Here is a 14,929-nt window from a genome sequence, read left to right on the forward strand (position 1 = left end):
GCCTTGGGATTGTTTGCGTCCGCGCAGGGTGGTACCCCGCTTGGCAATCATGATGCAACGGATCACGCCAATGGTGCAAACACTTACCGTCCTTGGATTGGAAAGCAGCTGTGACGACACAGCCGCCGCCGTCGTGCGCCAAACCGACGGCGAAGAGGCCGAAGTGCTGTCGTCGATTGTCCATGGCCAAACCGAGCTGCACAGCGCGTATGGGGGCGTCGTCCCCGAAATCGCTGCACGTGCCCATGCGGAAAAACTAGATATCTGCGTCGTACAGGCGCTAGAGGTTGCGGGTCTAACCTTGGCCGATATGGACGCCATCGCGGTCACCGCCGGGCCCGGCCTGATCGGAGGGGTCATGTCCGGCGTCATGTGCGCCAAGGGGATCAGTGCGGCGACCGGCCTGCCTCTGATCGGGGTAAACCACCTGGCCGGTCACGCCCTGACCCCGCGCCTGACGGATGGAGTAGCCTTTCCGTACCTGATGCTGCTGGTCTCGGGCGGGCACTGCCAATATCTGATCGCCCACGGACCCGAGCAATTCACCCGTCTGGGCGGCACTATCGACGATGCCCCCGGTGAGGCTTTTGACAAAACCGCCCGTCTTCTGGGCCTGCCGCAACCCGGTGGACCCTCTGTCGAGGTAGAGGCGCGCCAGGGCGATCCCAAACGGTTCCGCTTTCCCCGGCCCCTGCTGGACCGGCCCGGATGTGACCTGTCTTTCTCGGGGCTGAAAACCGCGCTGATGCGAATGCGGGATCAGATCGTTGCGGAAAAAACCGGCCTGACCCGACAGGATCGCGCCGATCTATGTGCCGGGTTTCAGCAGGCAGTCGTGGATACTTTGGCCGAGAAAACACGACGCGCCATGGATCTGTATTTGGCCGAGACCCCCTCGGACCCTGTCATTGCCGTCGCGGGCGGTGTGGCTGCCAATTCGGCCATTCGCACCGCGTTAGAGTCTGTATGTGCCGAAAAAGGCGCGCGTTTCACGGCCCCGCCCCTTGCACTTTGCACCGACAATGCCGCCATGATCGCCTATGCGGGGATGGAGCGTTTTCGCACCGGCGCGCGCGACGGTTTGGATCTGACAGCGCGACCTCGTTGGCCCTTGGACCAGACCAGCCCCGCCATGCTGGGTAGCGGTAAAAAGGGCGCAAAGGCATGAGCGTTTCGGTTCTCGGATCAGGGGCGTTCGGTACGGCTCTGGCGATTTCGCTGGCCGGAAACGGGCCTGTCACCCTGTGGTCGCGCAGCGCCGAGCAAGCGAAAGCTATGCAGAATAGTCGGATCAACAAGAGCCGATTGCCCGATGTGATCTTGCCCGATGCCATCACCGTCACCTCTGATATCGAAGTAGCGGCGGCAAAGGATGTCCTTCTTGTGTCTGTGCCGATGCAACAGCTGCGCCATGCGCTTCGGGAACACGCAGCGGTGCTGGCCGGAAAAACGTTAGTTGCGTGCTGCAAGGGGATTGAACTGTCGTCGGGCCTCGGCCCGATTTCCGTAATCCGCGAAGCCATTCCGGATGCACGACCAGCGCTTCTGACTGGTCCTAGCTTTGCGGATGACATCGCGCGTGGCCTGCCGACCGCGCTGACCTTGGCCTGTGCAGATGCTGATCTGCTCGAAACACTGCAATCCGAGCTGACCACCGCCAATCTGCGCCTCTATCGCACCACCGATGTGATCGGAGCGGAACTCGGCGGCGCATTGAAAAACGTTATGGCTATCGGATGTGGCGCTGCCATCGGGGCCGGTCTAGGCGACAGCGCACGCGCTGCACTGATGACGCGCGGATTTGCTGAGATGCAGCGCTTTGCCCTCATGCGCGGCGCACAACCAGAGACGCTGATGGGGCTCTCTGGCCTGGGCGATCTGGTACTCACCTGTTCGTCCGAGCTGTCCCGAAATTATCGTTTTGGCTTGTGTTTGGGTCGAAATGAGCCCTTCGACACCACAACAACTGTCGAAGGCGTCGCCACCGCCCGGGCCATGGCCGACATCGCCAAGGCCGAACGATTGGACATGCCCATCAGCGCCACTGTGGCCGACCTGAGCCAAGGCGCCTACAGTGTGGCGCAAGCCATCGAAACCCTGCTCAACCGACCCCTCAAGGAGGAATAACATGCTGATCGCCCTCATCGCCCGTGACAAACCCGGCGCGCTGCAAACCCGGCTGGACAACCGCTCGGCCCATTTGGCCTATATCGAAGAAACCGGCGTTGTATCGCAGGCCGGCCCGCTGTTGGACGGAGACGCGATGATCGGCTCGCTGGTTGTTCTCGATGTCGAAGATTTGGCCGCTGCACAAAGTTGGGCCGACAATGACCCCTATGCTAAGGCAGGCCTATTCCAGTCCGTTGAACTCATCCCATGGAAAAAGGTGATTGGCTGATGGCATTCTGGCTGTTCAAATCCGAGCCATCGACCTGGAGCTGGGATCAGCAGGTTGCCAAGGGCGAGGCGGGCGAAGAATGGGACGGCGTGCGCAACTATCAGGCGCGCAATTTCATGCGGCAAATGGCAATCGGTGATCGCGGATTCTTCTACCACTCGCAAAAGGACAAGGCGATCGTCGGCATCGTAGAGGTGTGCTCCGAGGCCCATCCCGACAGCACCACCGATGACGAACGTTGGGAATGCGTGGACATCAAGGCGGTAAGGCCGTTTGAAGTTCACGTGACGCTGGACCAGATCAAAGCGGATGAACGTCTGGGTGAGATGGTGCTGGTCAAAAACTCTCGTCTGTCGGTGCAGCCGGTCACCGAGGCGGAATGGCAAGTGATCTGCGCCCTGGGCTCGACTGAGGCCGACTAGATCGCTTTGCGTTTGATTTGAATCGAAATACGCTGCCTCTCCCTGCGGTCGAACGCGCATTTCGATGACCTTGCCTAGGGCAAAACGCAAAACGCTTTAAAATAGAGGGAAGGCCCTGCACGGTGCAGAACCTTCCCTACCCCACGTGCTCCCTACTCACCACACGCGTATTGGAATCTGTTGGTTCTGACCGTCCTGGCCACATAAGGACCCTAGCCTGTTTTCTCAGGCCGCTTCAAACACCAAGTCCTTAAAATATAACTCAAAACAAAAACGCCCGCCGATGGGGAGGCGGGCGTTTGGGTGGAAAACGTAACGTTTAGCCGTAGACGGATTCTTTGCCGAAATGCTTGGTCAGCATGTAGTAGACCACGGCGCGGTACTTGTTGCGCTCGGACATGCCATAGGTTTCCAGCACCGAGTTGATGGCCTCCATCAGCTCAGGACCGTCGGCCAGACCCAGCTTTTTGATGAGGAAGTTGTTTTTGACGGTCTCCAGCTCTCCGTCCTGGCTGGCCGCCACGGTCGACGCGTCGGCGTCATAGATCGCCGGGCCACAGCCGATGGTGACCTTGGTCAGCAGGTCCATATCGGCATCCATGCCGCATTTGTTTTTCAGATCATCGGCGTATTTGGCGATCAGATCGTCGCGTTTTCCCATAAAACAGTCTCCCTATCAGCAGTCCTGGCTGCGGTTACTCAAATCCTAAAAACAGGTGTCGGAAGCCTAGCCATTCCTCCTTTTTCCACAAAGGGAAAAATTCCGCGCTTTCCCCCTAAGCGGAGGAGCGCCTTTGCCGCGCGCCTTGAAAGGCTCGATCTGCAAGGTCCGAAAACGCGCGCACCTTGCGCCCCGGCGTGCTGCTGCCCGCGTGAACAAAGGCAATCGGTGCAGAGGGGGATTTCATCACACCCGGCAAAACCTCGACCAGCGTACCCTGCTGCAACTCTCGCTGAACGGCCAGACGGGATTTGACCGCCAACCCCAGCCCCTGCACTGCGGCTTCGGTCAGCATGTCCGAGTTGGAAACGGCAATACGCCGCGTGACGGACAGTTGCCCCTCATGGGTGTCGAACCGCGTCTGCCAAGGCAAACACGCCCAGCGCATCTTGCGCAGGTCTTCGACGGAACTGGGCATTCCGTGTCGCGCAACGAAGCCTGGCGCTGCGCAGATGATCCGGTCATTGTCGCAGAGCTTGCGCGCCTTCAGTGTGCTGTCGGCCAACTGTCCGACGCGAATGGCGCAATCAACGCCCTCATCGACCAGAGAGACATAGCGGTCGACGGCCAGAAACTCGATCGTCAGGTCCGGGTGATCCTCCTGAAAGCTGTCCATCAACGGCATGATAAACCGAGACAGGATCCACGGGGATAGGGTCACACGTAGATGGCCGCGCAACGCACCCTTGCCGCTTCCGGCCTCCAACTCAGCCTCACGCAGATCGGACAGCACAGGCTCGATCCGATCCAGAAAGATCAGGCCTTCTTTGGTCAGCTGCACCCGGCGACTGTTGCGGTGAAAGAGTTCGAGGTTCAGCACCTCCTCGAGCTTCGCAATCCGGTGGCTGACCGTCGCCGCCGAAATACCCAGCGCCTTTGCAGCCGATCCAACCCCTCCGGTTTTGGCGACAGAGACAAAGGTCAGCAGGTCATTCACATGGTACATTCGAAAATTCCTAACACTGGTTTTGAAATTGAGACAGTTATCCGCGAAAATTTCAAATGATATCTGATCTGGTACATCAGAGGAGGACCCGATGAAATCGCTCTATGCAGCTACATGCGCCTTGGCGCTGGCCTTGCCCGCCGCGGCAGCCGAATTGGAAACGTATCTTGAGTTCGAGAAGGCCATGCCTCCGGGCAATCTGGCGATCGGACCAGATGGGCGCATGTTCATGTCGGTGCATGAATTCTACGGGCCCGAGTTGCGCGTGGTCGAAGTGATGCCCGACGGGTCAACCAAGCCCTACCCGACCGAGGACTGGGCCCGCGCCCCGCAAGATGATGCGGATGGATTGAACGGCGTTTTGGGCCTGCGGGCGGATCGGGACGGTATTCTATGGATGCTGGACGGTCAGGGTGAAAACCAGACCGGGCGCATTGTAGGTTGGGACACCAAGACTGAGACGCTGCACGCGATCCACTATATCGGCGCCCCTGTGGCTCGGCCGACCTCATTCCTGAACGATCTGGCCGTGGACCGTGATCATGGGGCGATTTACATCTCGGATACGGGTGACGGTCAGAACTCGGCCATTATCGTGGTTGATCTTGAAACGGGCCGCGCGCGGCGCGTTCTGGAGGGGTCCCAATACACGATCCCCGAAGATACCCCCATGGTGATCGACGGGCGCGAGATCACGCTGGGCGGTAATCCGGCCAAGATCGGCATCAACCCGATCACTGTCGATCCGACCAATACCTGGGTCTATTTCGCGCCGATGACCGCAAGTGCGATGTACCGCATCCCCACGGCGGCATTGCTGGATGAAAGCCTGTCTGATGCTGATCTTGAGGCGCAGGTCGAACGCTATGGCGACAAGCCGATCTCGGATGGTTCGACCGTGGATACCGGCGGCAATGTCTATATCACCGCGATGACGGATAATGCACTGGGCGTCACCAAGCCGGATGGCAGCTATGAGGTTCTGTTCCAGTCGGATGATGAGTTGCCGTGGCCGGACGGGTTCTCGATCGGTGCGGATGGGTATGTCTATGCCACGATTAACGAGTTGCACCGCTCACCCGCTTTGAACAATGGCGAGGATGCCTCGAAGGGGATCTACAAGATCGTCCGGTTCAAGTCGCTGGCGGATGCGGTCAGCGGACGCTGATCCTGGCCCGGCCCTGTTCTGCGGGGCCGGGATACCTATCTGCAATAGCCCCAACCGGGGCCTTGCAGGTGAAAATGATCCGCGTGCAGTCGGTTGAAATTGGGGCCCAAAACCACGCGGAACCAGTCACAGGCCCCCTGCCCGATCCGGTGTAGAAACGCAGCCTCAGCCCCCGGCGTGGACCAATCCTGAAGCAGGCTGAGCGTCCGCCCATCCGCCAATTCCACCCCGGTGATATCTATCGAATCCGCAGTTGCGTGGCTGCTCCAGCCGCTGTTTTGCCCCTGCGCGGTCCGCATGCGGCGGCAATTGTAGCTGCCCAAATGCCGCAGGGCGCGCACTTGTGTACCCAACAAGTCCTGCGCGGCGGGTTGGACCACGTGATACTCCCACATCGCCAGACGCAGGGCGGTTGTACAACGGGTCTCGACCCCGCCCACCCGGGCACGGACCAAGCGGGACAGCTCACCCCGCCCGGAGATGCCGCAGTTCTGGTCGACCACCAGATCCTCCATCTCTGAGAACGCGACACCGGCCTCAGACAGCGTGGCCCGGCACTGCGCCTCATCCGCCAATGCCCGGTTCAACTGATACTTGGTGACGAGCGTAACCGGCGCGGTCAGGGTCAAATCCCGAAGAGGATTCCAGTGGTCGGGCAGCGGCGATTTGGGATGCGACAGCAGCACATACCCGGCCGATCCAACAAGAAATAGAAATACGATGATCGAAAAGAAAGACGCCGCCAGATACATGATCCGGCGGCGTCCTGAACGTTTGGTCATACCCGATCCGCGATCAGTAGCGGTAATGCTCGGGCTTGTAGGGGCCTTCGGGCTTCACGCCGATATAGGCCGCTTGCTCATTGTCCATCTTGGTCAGTTTCACGCCGATACGATCCAGATGCAGACGGGCCACTTTCTCATCCAGATGCTTGGGCAGGATGTAGACCTTGTTTTCGTACTGGTCACCCTTGGTGAACAGCTCGATCTGCGCCAGAACCTGGTTGGTGAACGAGGCCGACATTACGAAGGACGGGTGACCGGTGGCGTTGCCGAGGTTCAGCAGACGGCCTTCGGACAGCAGAATGATACGGTTGCCCGAGGGCATCTCGATCATGTCCACCTGTTCCTTGATGTTGGTCCATTTGTGGTTCTTTAGGCTGGCCACCTGAATTTCGTTGTCGAAGTGACCGATATTGCCGACGATAGCCATGTCCTTCATCGCGCGCATATGCTCGATGCGGATCACGTCCTTGTTGCCGGTGGTGGTGATGAAGATATCGGCTGTCGCGACTTCGTCTTCCAGCAGGGTGACTTCGAACCCGTCCATCGCGGCTTGCAGCGCGCAGATCGGGTCAACTTCGGTCACTTTCACGCGGGCACCTGCGCCACGCAGCGAAGCAGCCGAGCCTTTGCCCACATCGCCATAGCCGCAGACCACGGCAACCTTACCAGCCATCATGGTGTCGGTGGCGCGGCGGATGCCGTCGACCAGCGACTCTTTACAGCCGTATTTGTTGTCGAATTTCGACTTGGTGACCGAGTCGTTCACGTTGATCGCCGGGAATGGCAGGTGGCCGTCTTTCACCAGTTGATACAGACGGTTCACGCCGGTGGTGGTTTCCTCGGACACGCCCTGGATTTGGTCGCGCATCTTGGTGAACCAGCCCGGGCTAGCCGCCATACGCTTGGCGATCTGCTTCTTGATCACCTCTTCCTCTTCCGAACCCGGAACAGGGATGATGTCCTCACCCGCTTCGGCACGAGCGCCCAGCAAGATGTAGAGCGTCGCGTCGCCGCCATCGTCCAGTATCATGTTCGGGCCGTCTTCGAACAGGAAGGACTTGTCCAGATAATCCCAATGCTCTTCCAGCGTCTGGCCTTTGATGGCGAAGACAGGGATACCCGCCTCGGCAATCGCAGCGGCAGCGTGGTCCTGGGTCGAGAAGATGTTGCACGACGCCCAGCGCACATCCGCGCCCAGCGCAACCAGGGTTTCGATCAGAACGGCAGTCTGGATGGTCATGTGCAGCGACCCAACGATCCGCGCACCGCTTAGAGGCTTGCTTTCACCATATTCCGAACGCAGCGCCATCAGGCCCGGCATTTCAGTTTCGGCGATATCCAGTTCTTTGCGGCCAAACCCGGCCAGCGAAATGTCTTTGACGATATAGTCCCCGGCCATCAGGCGCTCCATTTTTGCGGTCAATCACAGTTCCGGCTGCCCCTAGCATCCCTTGGGGCAGGTGGCAATGTGGATGACCGAAAACGGGGTTATACGCCGCAAAAATCAGCTGGGCGTACCGTCAACCTTGACCTTCGGAATCGCTTCGAAAAAATCAGTGCCAACGGCGACAATACAACTTAAGCCGTTCGCATGGGTCACCAAAACGGTGTAGCTACCCGTTTCTCGTGAGGTCCAGACCTCCATGACCGACTGCGCGCCGCGTGTTTTTTGCAAACCCCCAAAAACCAGCTCTTCCGAGTAGCTTTTCTGCAGTTTATCAACCACATGCTCGCGCTCTGCACAATTCTGGGCAAAGGCGGGCGGGGCCGTGGCGGCCATACCAAAGGTCAGGGCGACTGCGAATATACGTTTGAACATAGCAAACTCCTTTCGTTTCACTTTGTGAGAGGAGCGCACCGGGAGAAGCCAGTGCCCCCCTCGGTTTAAATGTCGGGATCAGTTGGTGTGGTTTCAAAGCACGAATGCTCAAGAAAACGTTGGCAGCTGGTGATCCTGACAGGTACATCATAGCAGAAACAATTTGGTTTTATTGTGTCCCACTTCACAAGGCATGGCAGAATGGCAACACAACCCCGCGCATGGCAGAGGATGCTGTCGGGCCGCAGGCTGGACCTGCTGGACCCGACCCCGGTCGATATCGAGATCGAGGATATCGCCCATGGTTTGGCCTTTGTGGCGCGTTGGAACGGTCAAACGGCGGGGAACTTTGCCTATTCCGTGGCCGAGCATTCCCTTCTGGTCGAAGAGCTGTTTGGTCGTATTGCACCCAAAGCGCCCGTGAAATGGCGGCTGGCGGCTTTGCTGCACGACGCGCCGGAATACGTAATCGGAGACATGATCTCACCCGTCAAATCCGCCATAGGCCCGGACTACGGCGCACTGGATGACCGTCTGGCGGCAGCGATCCACATTCGCTTTGGGCTTCCCGCCGAGGTGCCAAAAACGGTGAAACGGCAGATCAAGAAGGCCGACAAGATCAGCGCTTGGATGGAGGCCACTCAGATCGCCGGGTTTTCCGAGGCTGAGGCGACGAAGTTCTTTGGTCGTCCAGATCGAGCGGTGATGGAGGGGTTGACGATCAGGCTAAGGCCGCCAGTTGAAGTAAGGACGGCTTACACGGAGCGGCATGCAGCACTGATAGGTGAGCTTTGATGCGATATTGACTGTAGCCGCGCGGCTTTCTCGGCGTGTGGCTCATGCTACCTACGACCATAACAGTAGTGATCGGAATCAAGACAAATGGTATCCTCATAGAAGGAGGACCCGGGATGAGACACCTTGCACTGGCGGCATGTTTGGTATTTTGCGCAAACTTGGTTCTGGCGGAACCGCCTGAAACCGTTGAAGACGATCTTGGTATTCTCAACCCACAGGATACGGGTCGTGAGATGCTAACCCGCAAAATCGAGATGGGCGTTATCGACTCAATTACCTGCTCGCTCGGTATCAATGTCACAAAGAACGACAACCACGAGTTGGCGAGACGGCTGACGAAGCAATGCGCGGATGCGGGCTATACCAAAGCTATGACCTGGATGAGTCAACTGGAAAACAATGGGTTGGGCGGCGAATACAACCCTGATGCCTCAGCCCAATGGGATCGCAAGGCGGCAGAAGCGGGTGACCCGGTGGGACGCTTCAATCACGGGCTGAACCTAATGCGTGGACATGGTGTAGTTCAGAACGAGGCTTTGGGTCGTCAGTATGTCGATCAGGCCGCAAGGGAAGGCCTTGCAATTGCAAAGCGTCTTCAGGATGCAGGCTACGATCTGGACGAGGTGACCCCGGATGCCGACAATTGGAAATACGCGCCGCTTTTCTAAAGGCAGGGTGACAAATGACTACCGGTGGCAGTGTCTCAACAGATTCTGCTGCGATGTCCGGCGGTTCATGATCAGACCCCGTACGGATTCGGACAATCTCCCGACGCGCAGAGACCAATACTTCGGTTGCAGATACGACTACAATCTCAATTGATTGTCCTACCGATGAAGCTGAGGACAGGCGAAATCTTGCCGTGTGCTTGCAAGCCTCTTTTCACAACACATCAGATGCCCCTAAAACTTGCATGTCTTCAAAATGGGCAGTGAAGATTCTTGAATACGGGCAAACGCAAAACGGACACGACTTGGCCGCGCTTATCCGGCGGCGCGCGAACCGCAGTTGCGGTGGGGCTTTTGACTCTGGTCTCTGCTTGTGCCCATGGCCCGACCGACGCACAACTTGATCCGGAACGTCAGTCAATGGCGTTGCAAGAGGTCTCGCAAAAGCAGGCTCGAGGGCAACGGGTTTGGTGCGTGCCTTACGCTCGTGACCTAAGTGGTATCCAAATTCGCGGCAATGCCAAGGACTGGTGGGGCAAAGCGCGCAGTGCGTTTGAGCGCGGCAACGAACCGGCTGTCGGTTCCGTAATGTCGTTTCGGGCAACGCGCGGAATGCCGCTGGGCCATGTAGCTGTCGTGTCCGATGTTGTGAGCGACCGAGTCGTCATCGTGAACCACGCCAATTGGCACCGCAACAAAGTGTCGTTGAAAATGGGCGTGAAAGATGTCTCCAAGAACAATGACTGGACACTGGTCCGGGTCGAGAGCGTGCCGGGGCAATATGGCAGCTTGTACCCGGTAAACGGGTTCATTTACCCTAAGTCTGGCGAATAACACTATCCTCTGAACAGACCAGTCAAAGCTCTGCCTGCTAACGCGGGCTACGTTTCGCCAAAATTCGCTGCAATGTCCGACGGTGCATGTTCAGCCGCCGTGCGGTTTCCGAGACATTGCGATCGCACAGCTCATAGACCCGCTGGATGTGTTCCCAGCGCACACGGTCGGCACTCATAGGGTTTTCCGGCGGCGGGGGCAGTTCGTCGCCCTTGGCCAGCAGCGCGCTCGTTATGTCTGTGGCATCAGCGGGTTTGGACAGGTAGTCCGTTGCGCCGATCTTGACGGCCGCGACGGCGGTGGCAATGGCCCCGTAGCCGGTCAGCACCACAACCCGGCTGTCCGGGCGCTTTTCGCGCAGCACTTCGACGACATCCAGACCGTTGCCATCCTCTAGCCGCAGATCGACAACCGCATAGGCCGGCGGGCGCGCGGTAGAAATGGCGCGGCCTGCGGCGACAGAACCTGCGGTTTCAACCTCGAAACCGCGTTTTTCCATGGCTTTGGCAAGGCGTCTCAGGAACGGCTCGTCATCATCCACCAGAAGCAGGGATTTATCGGGGCCGATATCAAGCTGGGAACTGTCTGCCATCGTTGAGTCTTTCCGCTATTTCATGCCTTTGGCGTTACCTAGAAGTAATAGCAGCGCGGGGCCAAAGGTCAAACCGGCTTGTCAGGAGCCGGCTTGATCCAAAAAGCAGCCAACCTTGTCCGCCATTTGCTGCGCTGTGTCTTCACGTTTGAAGAACTCAAGAAACCCATCTTCGGGTGTGACCAGATAGGTGAAGGTGGAATGGTCGACCAAGTAGTATTCGTCGCTTTTGTCATGGGCCTTGTAGTAGGTCTTGTAGGCCTGGCTAGCGGCCTTGACTTGCTCGGGTGAGCCGGTAAGGGCGATCAGACGTTCATGCAGGTTGAAGGCGTAATCTCCGACCACTTCAGGCGTGTCGCGATCGGGGTCGATCGAGATGAACAGCGGTGTCACGGATTGCCCACGCTCGGCCAGAATGTCCACGGCCTCGGCGTTGCGGGACATGTCAAAGGGGCAGACATCGGGGCAGAACGTATAGCCGAAATAGACCAGTGTCGGCTCAGTGATCACATCCTTGTCAGTGACCGTCTCCCCCTTGCCATTGACCAATTCGAACGGACCGCCAATCGCTGCCGTTCCGCCCGCGATCTGACTGGACCGGCATTGCGCGTATTTGTCGTCCGACCCGGACCCCATTGTCAAAAGCCACATGGCGCCAAGGCCGATGGCAAGAATGACAGCTGCGAGAATAGCATACAGGCGGGTCATGATCGTTTTCCGTGTGCAAGGGGTTGTTGATCGTATCAGCCGGGACACCTATCAAGATGATCAGCCGATGCAACAGGACATAAGTGACCAATGGCAGAATCCAACCAGAGTTTATGGGGCGGCCCGGAACGCAGCAGCTGGATCAGGCTGCGCACCCTTATCCTGCTGCGCTGGGTGGCCATCTTTGGCCAGATCACGGCTATTACGGTGGCTCAGCACAGCTATCATGTGCAACTTGAGGTTACGCTCTGTTATCTGGCGATCGGCGTTTCGGTGATCGGCAATCTGACGGCCAGCTTCCTGTTCCCACAAAACAAACGCCTGACCGAGTTTCAGAACTTCCTGATGGTGCTGTTCGACCTGTTTCAACTGGCGATCCTGCTGTACCTGACCGGCGGATTGAACAATCCATTTGCCCTGCTGTTGCTGGGTCCGGTCACGATCTCGGCCAATGTCATGAGTACCCGCTCAACGCTGATCGTGGGGGCCGTGGCGATTGCGTTGGCCACCCTTCTGGCTGAGTTTCACCTGCCCTTGCGGACCGAGATTGGCCTGGTCCTGCAGATCCCCGACATTCTTCTGTTCGGCAACTGGGCCGCGATCATCATCGCCATTGTCTTTATCGGGGCCTACTCGCATCGGGTCAGCTCCGAGGCGCGTTCGATGTCCGAGGCGCTGGCGGCCACGCATATGGCGCTGGCGCGCGAACAGAAGCTGACTGATCTGGGCGGTGTTGTCGCCGCCGCCGCGCATGAGTTGGGGACCCCTCTGGCGACGATCAAACTGGCCAGTTCCGAGTTGATCGAGGAACTCGACGACCGCCCCGAGCTGAAAGAAGACGCCGCCCTGATCCGCGAGCAGGCGGATAGATGCCGGGACATTCTGCGCGATATGGGACGCGCCGGAAAAGATGATCTGCATCTGCGTCAAGCGCCCTTGTCCACGGTGGTCCATGAAGCGGCTGAGCCGCATATCGACCGGGGCAAAACCGTGCATTTCGCCGAAGGACCGGTGCTGGATGGGGACGTGCAACAACCTTCGATCCTGCGTAAACCCGAGATCATTCACGGTTTGCGCAACCTGATTCAGAACGCGGTGGATTTCTCGCGCGCGAATGTCTGGGTCGAGGCGGAGTGGACCTCGGACAAGATCACCGTCTGTATCATGGATGACGGGCGCGGTTATCCCTCGCATCTGATCGGACGGATTGGTGATCCCTTGATGCGGCGTAGACGGGCCGAGACCGACCAGCGCGCGCGCCCTGAATATGAGGGCATGGGTCTGGGCCTCTTCATCGCCAAAACCCTGTTGGAACGCAGCGGGGCGGATCTGGAATTTGCCAACGGCTCGGACCCGTATCAGCACCTCTCGGACAAACCCGACCGCCGAGGCGCCATCGTCAAGGTCGAATGGCCGCGCAAACGCATCGACGCGCAACAGGGCGACACCCCGGTACCCTCCGGGCGCAACCAGCATATCCAGGTCTGAGTTAAGACACCGTTAACCATTCTCGCCATAATTTACCGTGGGGTTCCGCAACTGTGAGGGGAGAAGATGGCAGACTGGATCATTCTGGCCGCGATCAGCCTGGTCTCGTGCTGTTTTGCGGTCATGTGGCTGCTGCCGCGTCGGGCTCGGCGGGACAACAGCTATGGCATGTTCACCGCAAGCTCCCTGTTCGACGCCGTTTTTCTGTTCGATGGCGACCGTCTGATCAGCCACTCTGACATAGCGCTCGCCGGTTTCGAACATGTTGCGGACTGGAACGATTTGCGGCGTTTGCTGCAGCGCGACTTTCCGACCTTCCCGGAAACGCCCGAAATCGTGCGCGATCAGGGCAATCTGGTTGTCTCAGCCATCGACTGCACGGTTGAGCGTGAGGTTCTGTGCGAATGGATCGACGGGATCGTTCGGATTCAACTGCACGAACCGACGAGAGAAAAGAAAACCAAGCTGCGGGATCCGAATGATCCGATCCGGCTGGCGATGGATCAGGCCCCCTATCCGGTCTGGCTGCTGGATCAGAACGCAAGCGTGCGCTGGTGCAACGCGGCCTATGTCGCCCTTGTCCGCAAAGCGCGCGGGCTGGATGCCGACCTGACCCTACCCCTATTCCCGGATACAGGGGCCGAGCCGCGGCGCAGCGGGAAATCTCGCGTCTCGATCGACGTGGCCGGAAGCGACAGCAAATTGTGGTTCGATCTGACGCAGGTGGACCATGCCGAGGGTCGCCTGTTCTATGCGGTTGATATCAATGCGATTGTGCAGGCCGAAACCGCCCAGCGCAAATTCGTGCAAACGATGACCAAGACCTTCGCGCAACTGTCGATTGGGTTGGCTATTTTCGACCGCAACCGTCAACTGGCCCTGTTCAACCCGGCGCTAATCGACCTGACCACTCTGCCGCCGGATTTCCTCAGCTGCCGTCCCAATATTTCCAGCTTTTTTGACCGGCTAAGGGATCAGCACATGATGCCCGAGCCCAAGAACTACCGGTCATGGCGCAACCAGATGAACGATCTGCTCGAAGCGGCCGAGGACGGGAACTATCAGGAAACGTGGTCCTTGCCCTCGGGCTCGGTCTATTCGGTCAGTGGCCGCCCGCATCCCGATGGCGCCGTGGCGTTTCTGTTCGAAGACATCACCGCCGAAATCACTCTGACCCGGCGGTTCCGGTCCGAGATGGACCTAATGCAGTCGATCCTCGACAAGCTGGCCGACGCAATCGCAGTCTTCTCCGAGGACGGCACATTGGCCCTGACCAACTACGCCTACCAGCGGCTCTGGGGAACCCAGGACGAGGCCGGATTTCACAGTGAGACAGTGACCGAGGTCACACGCATCTGGCAGGATCATTGCGTCGCCACCCCGGTCCTGGGAGAGATCCGCGATTTCGTGGATATGCGCGATGATCGCACCGAATGGAGCGCCGAGATTCGGATGCGCAACGGCACCGCGCTGGACTGTACCGTCATGCCCATGCAGAACGGTGCTACGATCGTGCGCTTTGCAACGGCAAGCAATTCTCTGACCGCCGAACCCATGGCCCAGATCAGCGCCTGAACCGGGT

General features: G+C 58.7%; 17 protein-coding genes. 10 read left to right on the forward strand and 7 right to left on the reverse strand.

The genetic code is table 11. The features are described 5' to 3' along the window. The first annotated feature begins 70 nt into the window (after nucleotides 1–70). From tsaD to J7394_RS09215, 4 genes are read left to right on the forward strand one after another with little or no spacing between them, the layout of a single operon-like run. Nucleotides 71–1,168, forward strand: a complete 1,098-nt coding sequence (gene tsaD / locus J7394_RS09200; RefSeq protein ID WP_209252520.1) for a tRNA (adenosine(37)-N6)-threonylcarbamoyltransferase complex transferase subunit TsaD — start codon at nucleotides 71–73, stop codon at nucleotides 1,166–1,168. Next, nucleotides 1,165–2,127, forward strand: a complete 963-nt coding sequence (locus tag J7394_RS09205) for an NAD(P)H-dependent glycerol-3-phosphate dehydrogenase (RefSeq protein WP_209252521.1) — start codon at nucleotides 1,165–1,167, stop codon at nucleotides 2,125–2,127. The genes tsaD and J7394_RS09205 overlap by 4 nt, the downstream gene beginning before the upstream one ends. 1 nt (nucleotide 2,128) lies before the next feature. Then, nucleotides 2,129–2,398 (forward strand): YciI family protein, encoded by a 270-nt coding sequence (locus tag J7394_RS09210; protein ID WP_170380168.1) that lies wholly within the window; start codon nucleotides 2,129–2,131, stop codon nucleotides 2,396–2,398. Beyond that, nucleotides 2,398–2,820, forward strand: a complete 423-nt coding sequence (locus J7394_RS09215; RefSeq protein ID WP_209252522.1) for an EVE domain-containing protein — start codon at nucleotides 2,398–2,400, stop codon at nucleotides 2,818–2,820. Before J7394_RS09210 ends, J7394_RS09215 begins: the two co-directional genes overlap by 1 nt. 319 nt (nucleotides 2,821–3,139) lie before the next feature. Here the strand turns inward: J7394_RS09215 and J7394_RS09220 are convergent, their stop codons facing one another. Next, nucleotides 3,140–3,481: a DUF2853 family protein gene (locus J7394_RS09220; RefSeq protein WP_170380170.1), complete on the reverse strand. Its 342-nt coding sequence runs from the start codon at nucleotides 3,479–3,481 to the stop codon at nucleotides 3,140–3,142. Between the two features lie 115 nt (nucleotides 3,482–3,596). Then, a complete protein-coding gene (locus J7394_RS09225; RefSeq protein ID WP_209252523.1) occupies nucleotides 3,597–4,487 on the reverse strand; it encodes a LysR family transcriptional regulator in 891 nt (296 codons plus the stop codon). Nucleotides 4,488–4,578: 91 nt separating this feature from the next. On the opposite strand from J7394_RS09225, the gene J7394_RS09230 reads away from it, so the two are divergent. Further along, nucleotides 4,579–5,655 carry an L-dopachrome tautomerase-related protein gene (locus tag J7394_RS09230; protein WP_209252524.1) on the forward strand — a complete coding sequence of 359 codons (1,077 nt, stop codon included), beginning with the start codon at nucleotides 4,579–4,581 and terminating at the stop codon, nucleotides 5,653–5,655. A 35-nt stretch (nucleotides 5,656–5,690) separates the two neighbouring features. Here J7394_RS09230 and J7394_RS09235 read toward each other — a convergent pair whose 3' ends face one another. From J7394_RS09235 to J7394_RS09245, 3 genes are all read right to left on the reverse strand, one after another. Continuing rightward, entirely contained in the window at nucleotides 5,691–6,437 is a 747-nt protein-coding gene (locus J7394_RS09235; RefSeq protein WP_209252525.1) for an extensin family protein, read from the reverse strand. Nucleotides 6,438–6,450: 13 nt separating this feature from the next. Then, nucleotides 6,451–7,839: an adenosylhomocysteinase gene (gene ahcY / locus J7394_RS09240; protein ID WP_209252847.1), complete on the reverse strand. Its 1,389-nt coding sequence runs from the start codon at nucleotides 7,837–7,839 to the stop codon at nucleotides 6,451–6,453. Nucleotides 7,840–7,944: 105 nt separating this feature from the next. Beyond that, a complete protein-coding gene (locus tag J7394_RS09245; RefSeq protein ID WP_170380174.1) occupies nucleotides 7,945–8,259 on the reverse strand; it encodes a hypothetical protein in 315 nt (104 codons plus the stop codon). A 201-nt stretch (nucleotides 8,260–8,460) separates the two neighbouring features. Here J7394_RS09245 and J7394_RS09250 point away from each other — a divergent pair, with 201 nt between their 5' ends. The 3 genes from J7394_RS09250 to J7394_RS09260 all read left to right on the forward strand — a co-directional run bounded on the left by J7394_RS09250 (nucleotide 8,461) and on the right by J7394_RS09260 (nucleotide 10,559). Further along, entirely contained in the window at nucleotides 8,461–9,054 is a 594-nt protein-coding gene (locus tag J7394_RS09250; protein WP_209252526.1) for an HD domain-containing protein, read from the forward strand. Between the two features lie 116 nt (nucleotides 9,055–9,170). Next, the gene (locus J7394_RS09255) at nucleotides 9,171–9,725 is read left to right on the forward strand and encodes a tetratricopeptide repeat protein (RefSeq protein ID WP_209252528.1); all 555 of its coding nucleotides are present in this window, start codon (nucleotides 9,171–9,173) and stop codon (nucleotides 9,723–9,725) included. 345 nt (nucleotides 9,726–10,070) lie between these two features. Further along, the gene (locus J7394_RS09260; RefSeq protein WP_371811996.1) at nucleotides 10,071–10,559 is read left to right on the forward strand and encodes a CHAP domain-containing protein; all 489 of its coding nucleotides are present in this window, start codon (nucleotides 10,071–10,073) and stop codon (nucleotides 10,557–10,559) included. 37 nt (nucleotides 10,560–10,596) lie between these two features. Here J7394_RS09260 and J7394_RS09265 read toward each other — a convergent pair whose 3' ends face one another. Together J7394_RS09265 and J7394_RS09270 are read right to left on the reverse strand one after the other, a co-directional pair. Beyond that, the gene (locus J7394_RS09265) at nucleotides 10,597–11,151 is read right to left on the reverse strand and encodes an ActR/PrrA/RegA family redox response regulator transcription factor (protein WP_209252532.1); all 555 of its coding nucleotides are present in this window, start codon (nucleotides 11,149–11,151) and stop codon (nucleotides 10,597–10,599) included. A gap of 81 nt (nucleotides 11,152–11,232) precedes the next feature. Further along, nucleotides 11,233–11,859, reverse strand: a complete 627-nt coding sequence (locus J7394_RS09270; RefSeq protein WP_209252534.1) for an SCO family protein — start codon at nucleotides 11,857–11,859, stop codon at nucleotides 11,233–11,235. A gap of 90 nt (nucleotides 11,860–11,949) precedes the next feature. Between J7394_RS09270 and regB the strand changes: the two genes are divergently transcribed. After that, entirely contained in the window at nucleotides 11,950–13,347 is a 1,398-nt protein-coding gene (regB, locus tag J7394_RS09275) for a sensor histidine kinase RegB (protein ID WP_170480122.1), read from the forward strand. Nucleotides 13,348–13,413: 66 nt separating this feature from the next. Next, entirely contained in the window at nucleotides 13,414–14,922 is a 1,509-nt protein-coding gene (locus J7394_RS09280) for a PAS-domain containing protein (RefSeq protein WP_209252535.1), read from the forward strand. Nucleotides 14,923–14,929 lie beyond the last annotated feature (7 nt).

The sequence above is a fragment of the Ruegeria sp. R13_0 genome (assembly GCF_017743995.1).
Taxonomy (GTDB): Bacteria; Pseudomonadota; Alphaproteobacteria; order Rhodobacterales; family Rhodobacteraceae; genus Ruegeria.

Bases quoted from the DNA above. Each gene is read 5' to 3' on its own strand.
- ahcY (WP_209252847.1), bottom strand. From the start codon at position 7,839: ATGGCCGGGGACTATATCGTCAAAGACATTTCGCTGGCCGGGTTTGGC.
- J7394_RS09250 (WP_209252526.1), top strand. From the start codon at position 8,461: ATGGCAACACAACCCCGCGCATGGCAGAGGATGCTGTCGGGCCGCAGG.
- J7394_RS09280 (WP_209252535.1), top strand. From the start codon at position 13,414: ATGGCAGACTGGATCATTCTGGCCGCGATCAGCCTGGTCTCGTGCTGT.
- J7394_RS09245 (WP_170380174.1), bottom strand. From the start codon at position 8,259: ATGTTCAAACGTATATTCGCAGTCGCCCTGACCTTTGGTATGGCCGCC.
- regB (WP_170480122.1), top strand. From the start codon at position 11,950: ATGGCAGAATCCAACCAGAGTTTATGGGGCGGCCCGGAACGCAGCAGC.
- tsaD (WP_209252520.1), top strand. From the start codon at position 71: ATGGTGCAAACACTTACCGTCCTTGGATTGGAAAGCAGCTGTGACGAC.
- J7394_RS09255 (WP_209252528.1), top strand. From the start codon at position 9,171: ATGAGACACCTTGCACTGGCGGCATGTTTGGTATTTTGCGCAAACTTG.
- J7394_RS09225 (WP_209252523.1), bottom strand. From the start codon at position 4,487: ATGTACCATGTGAATGACCTGCTGACCTTTGTCTCTGTCGCCAAAACC.
- J7394_RS09210 (WP_170380168.1), top strand. From the start codon at position 2,129: ATGCTGATCGCCCTCATCGCCCGTGACAAACCCGGCGCGCTGCAAACC.
- J7394_RS09205 (WP_209252521.1), top strand. From the start codon at position 1,165: ATGAGCGTTTCGGTTCTCGGATCAGGGGCGTTCGGTACGGCTCTGGCG.
- J7394_RS09270 (WP_209252534.1), bottom strand. From the start codon at position 11,859: ATGACCCGCCTGTATGCTATTCTCGCAGCTGTCATTCTTGCCATCGGC.
- J7394_RS09220 (WP_170380170.1), bottom strand. From the start codon at position 3,481: ATGGGAAAACGCGACGATCTGATCGCCAAATACGCCGATGATCTGAAA.
- J7394_RS09230 (WP_209252524.1), top strand. From the start codon at position 4,579: ATGAAATCGCTCTATGCAGCTACATGCGCCTTGGCGCTGGCCTTGCCC.
- J7394_RS09235 (WP_209252525.1), bottom strand. From the start codon at position 6,437: ATGACCAAACGTTCAGGACGCCGCCGGATCATGTATCTGGCGGCGTCT.
- J7394_RS09215 (WP_209252522.1), top strand. From the start codon at position 2,398: ATGGCATTCTGGCTGTTCAAATCCGAGCCATCGACCTGGAGCTGGGAT.
- J7394_RS09265 (WP_209252532.1), bottom strand. From the start codon at position 11,151: ATGGCAGACAGTTCCCAGCTTGATATCGGCCCCGATAAATCCCTGCTT.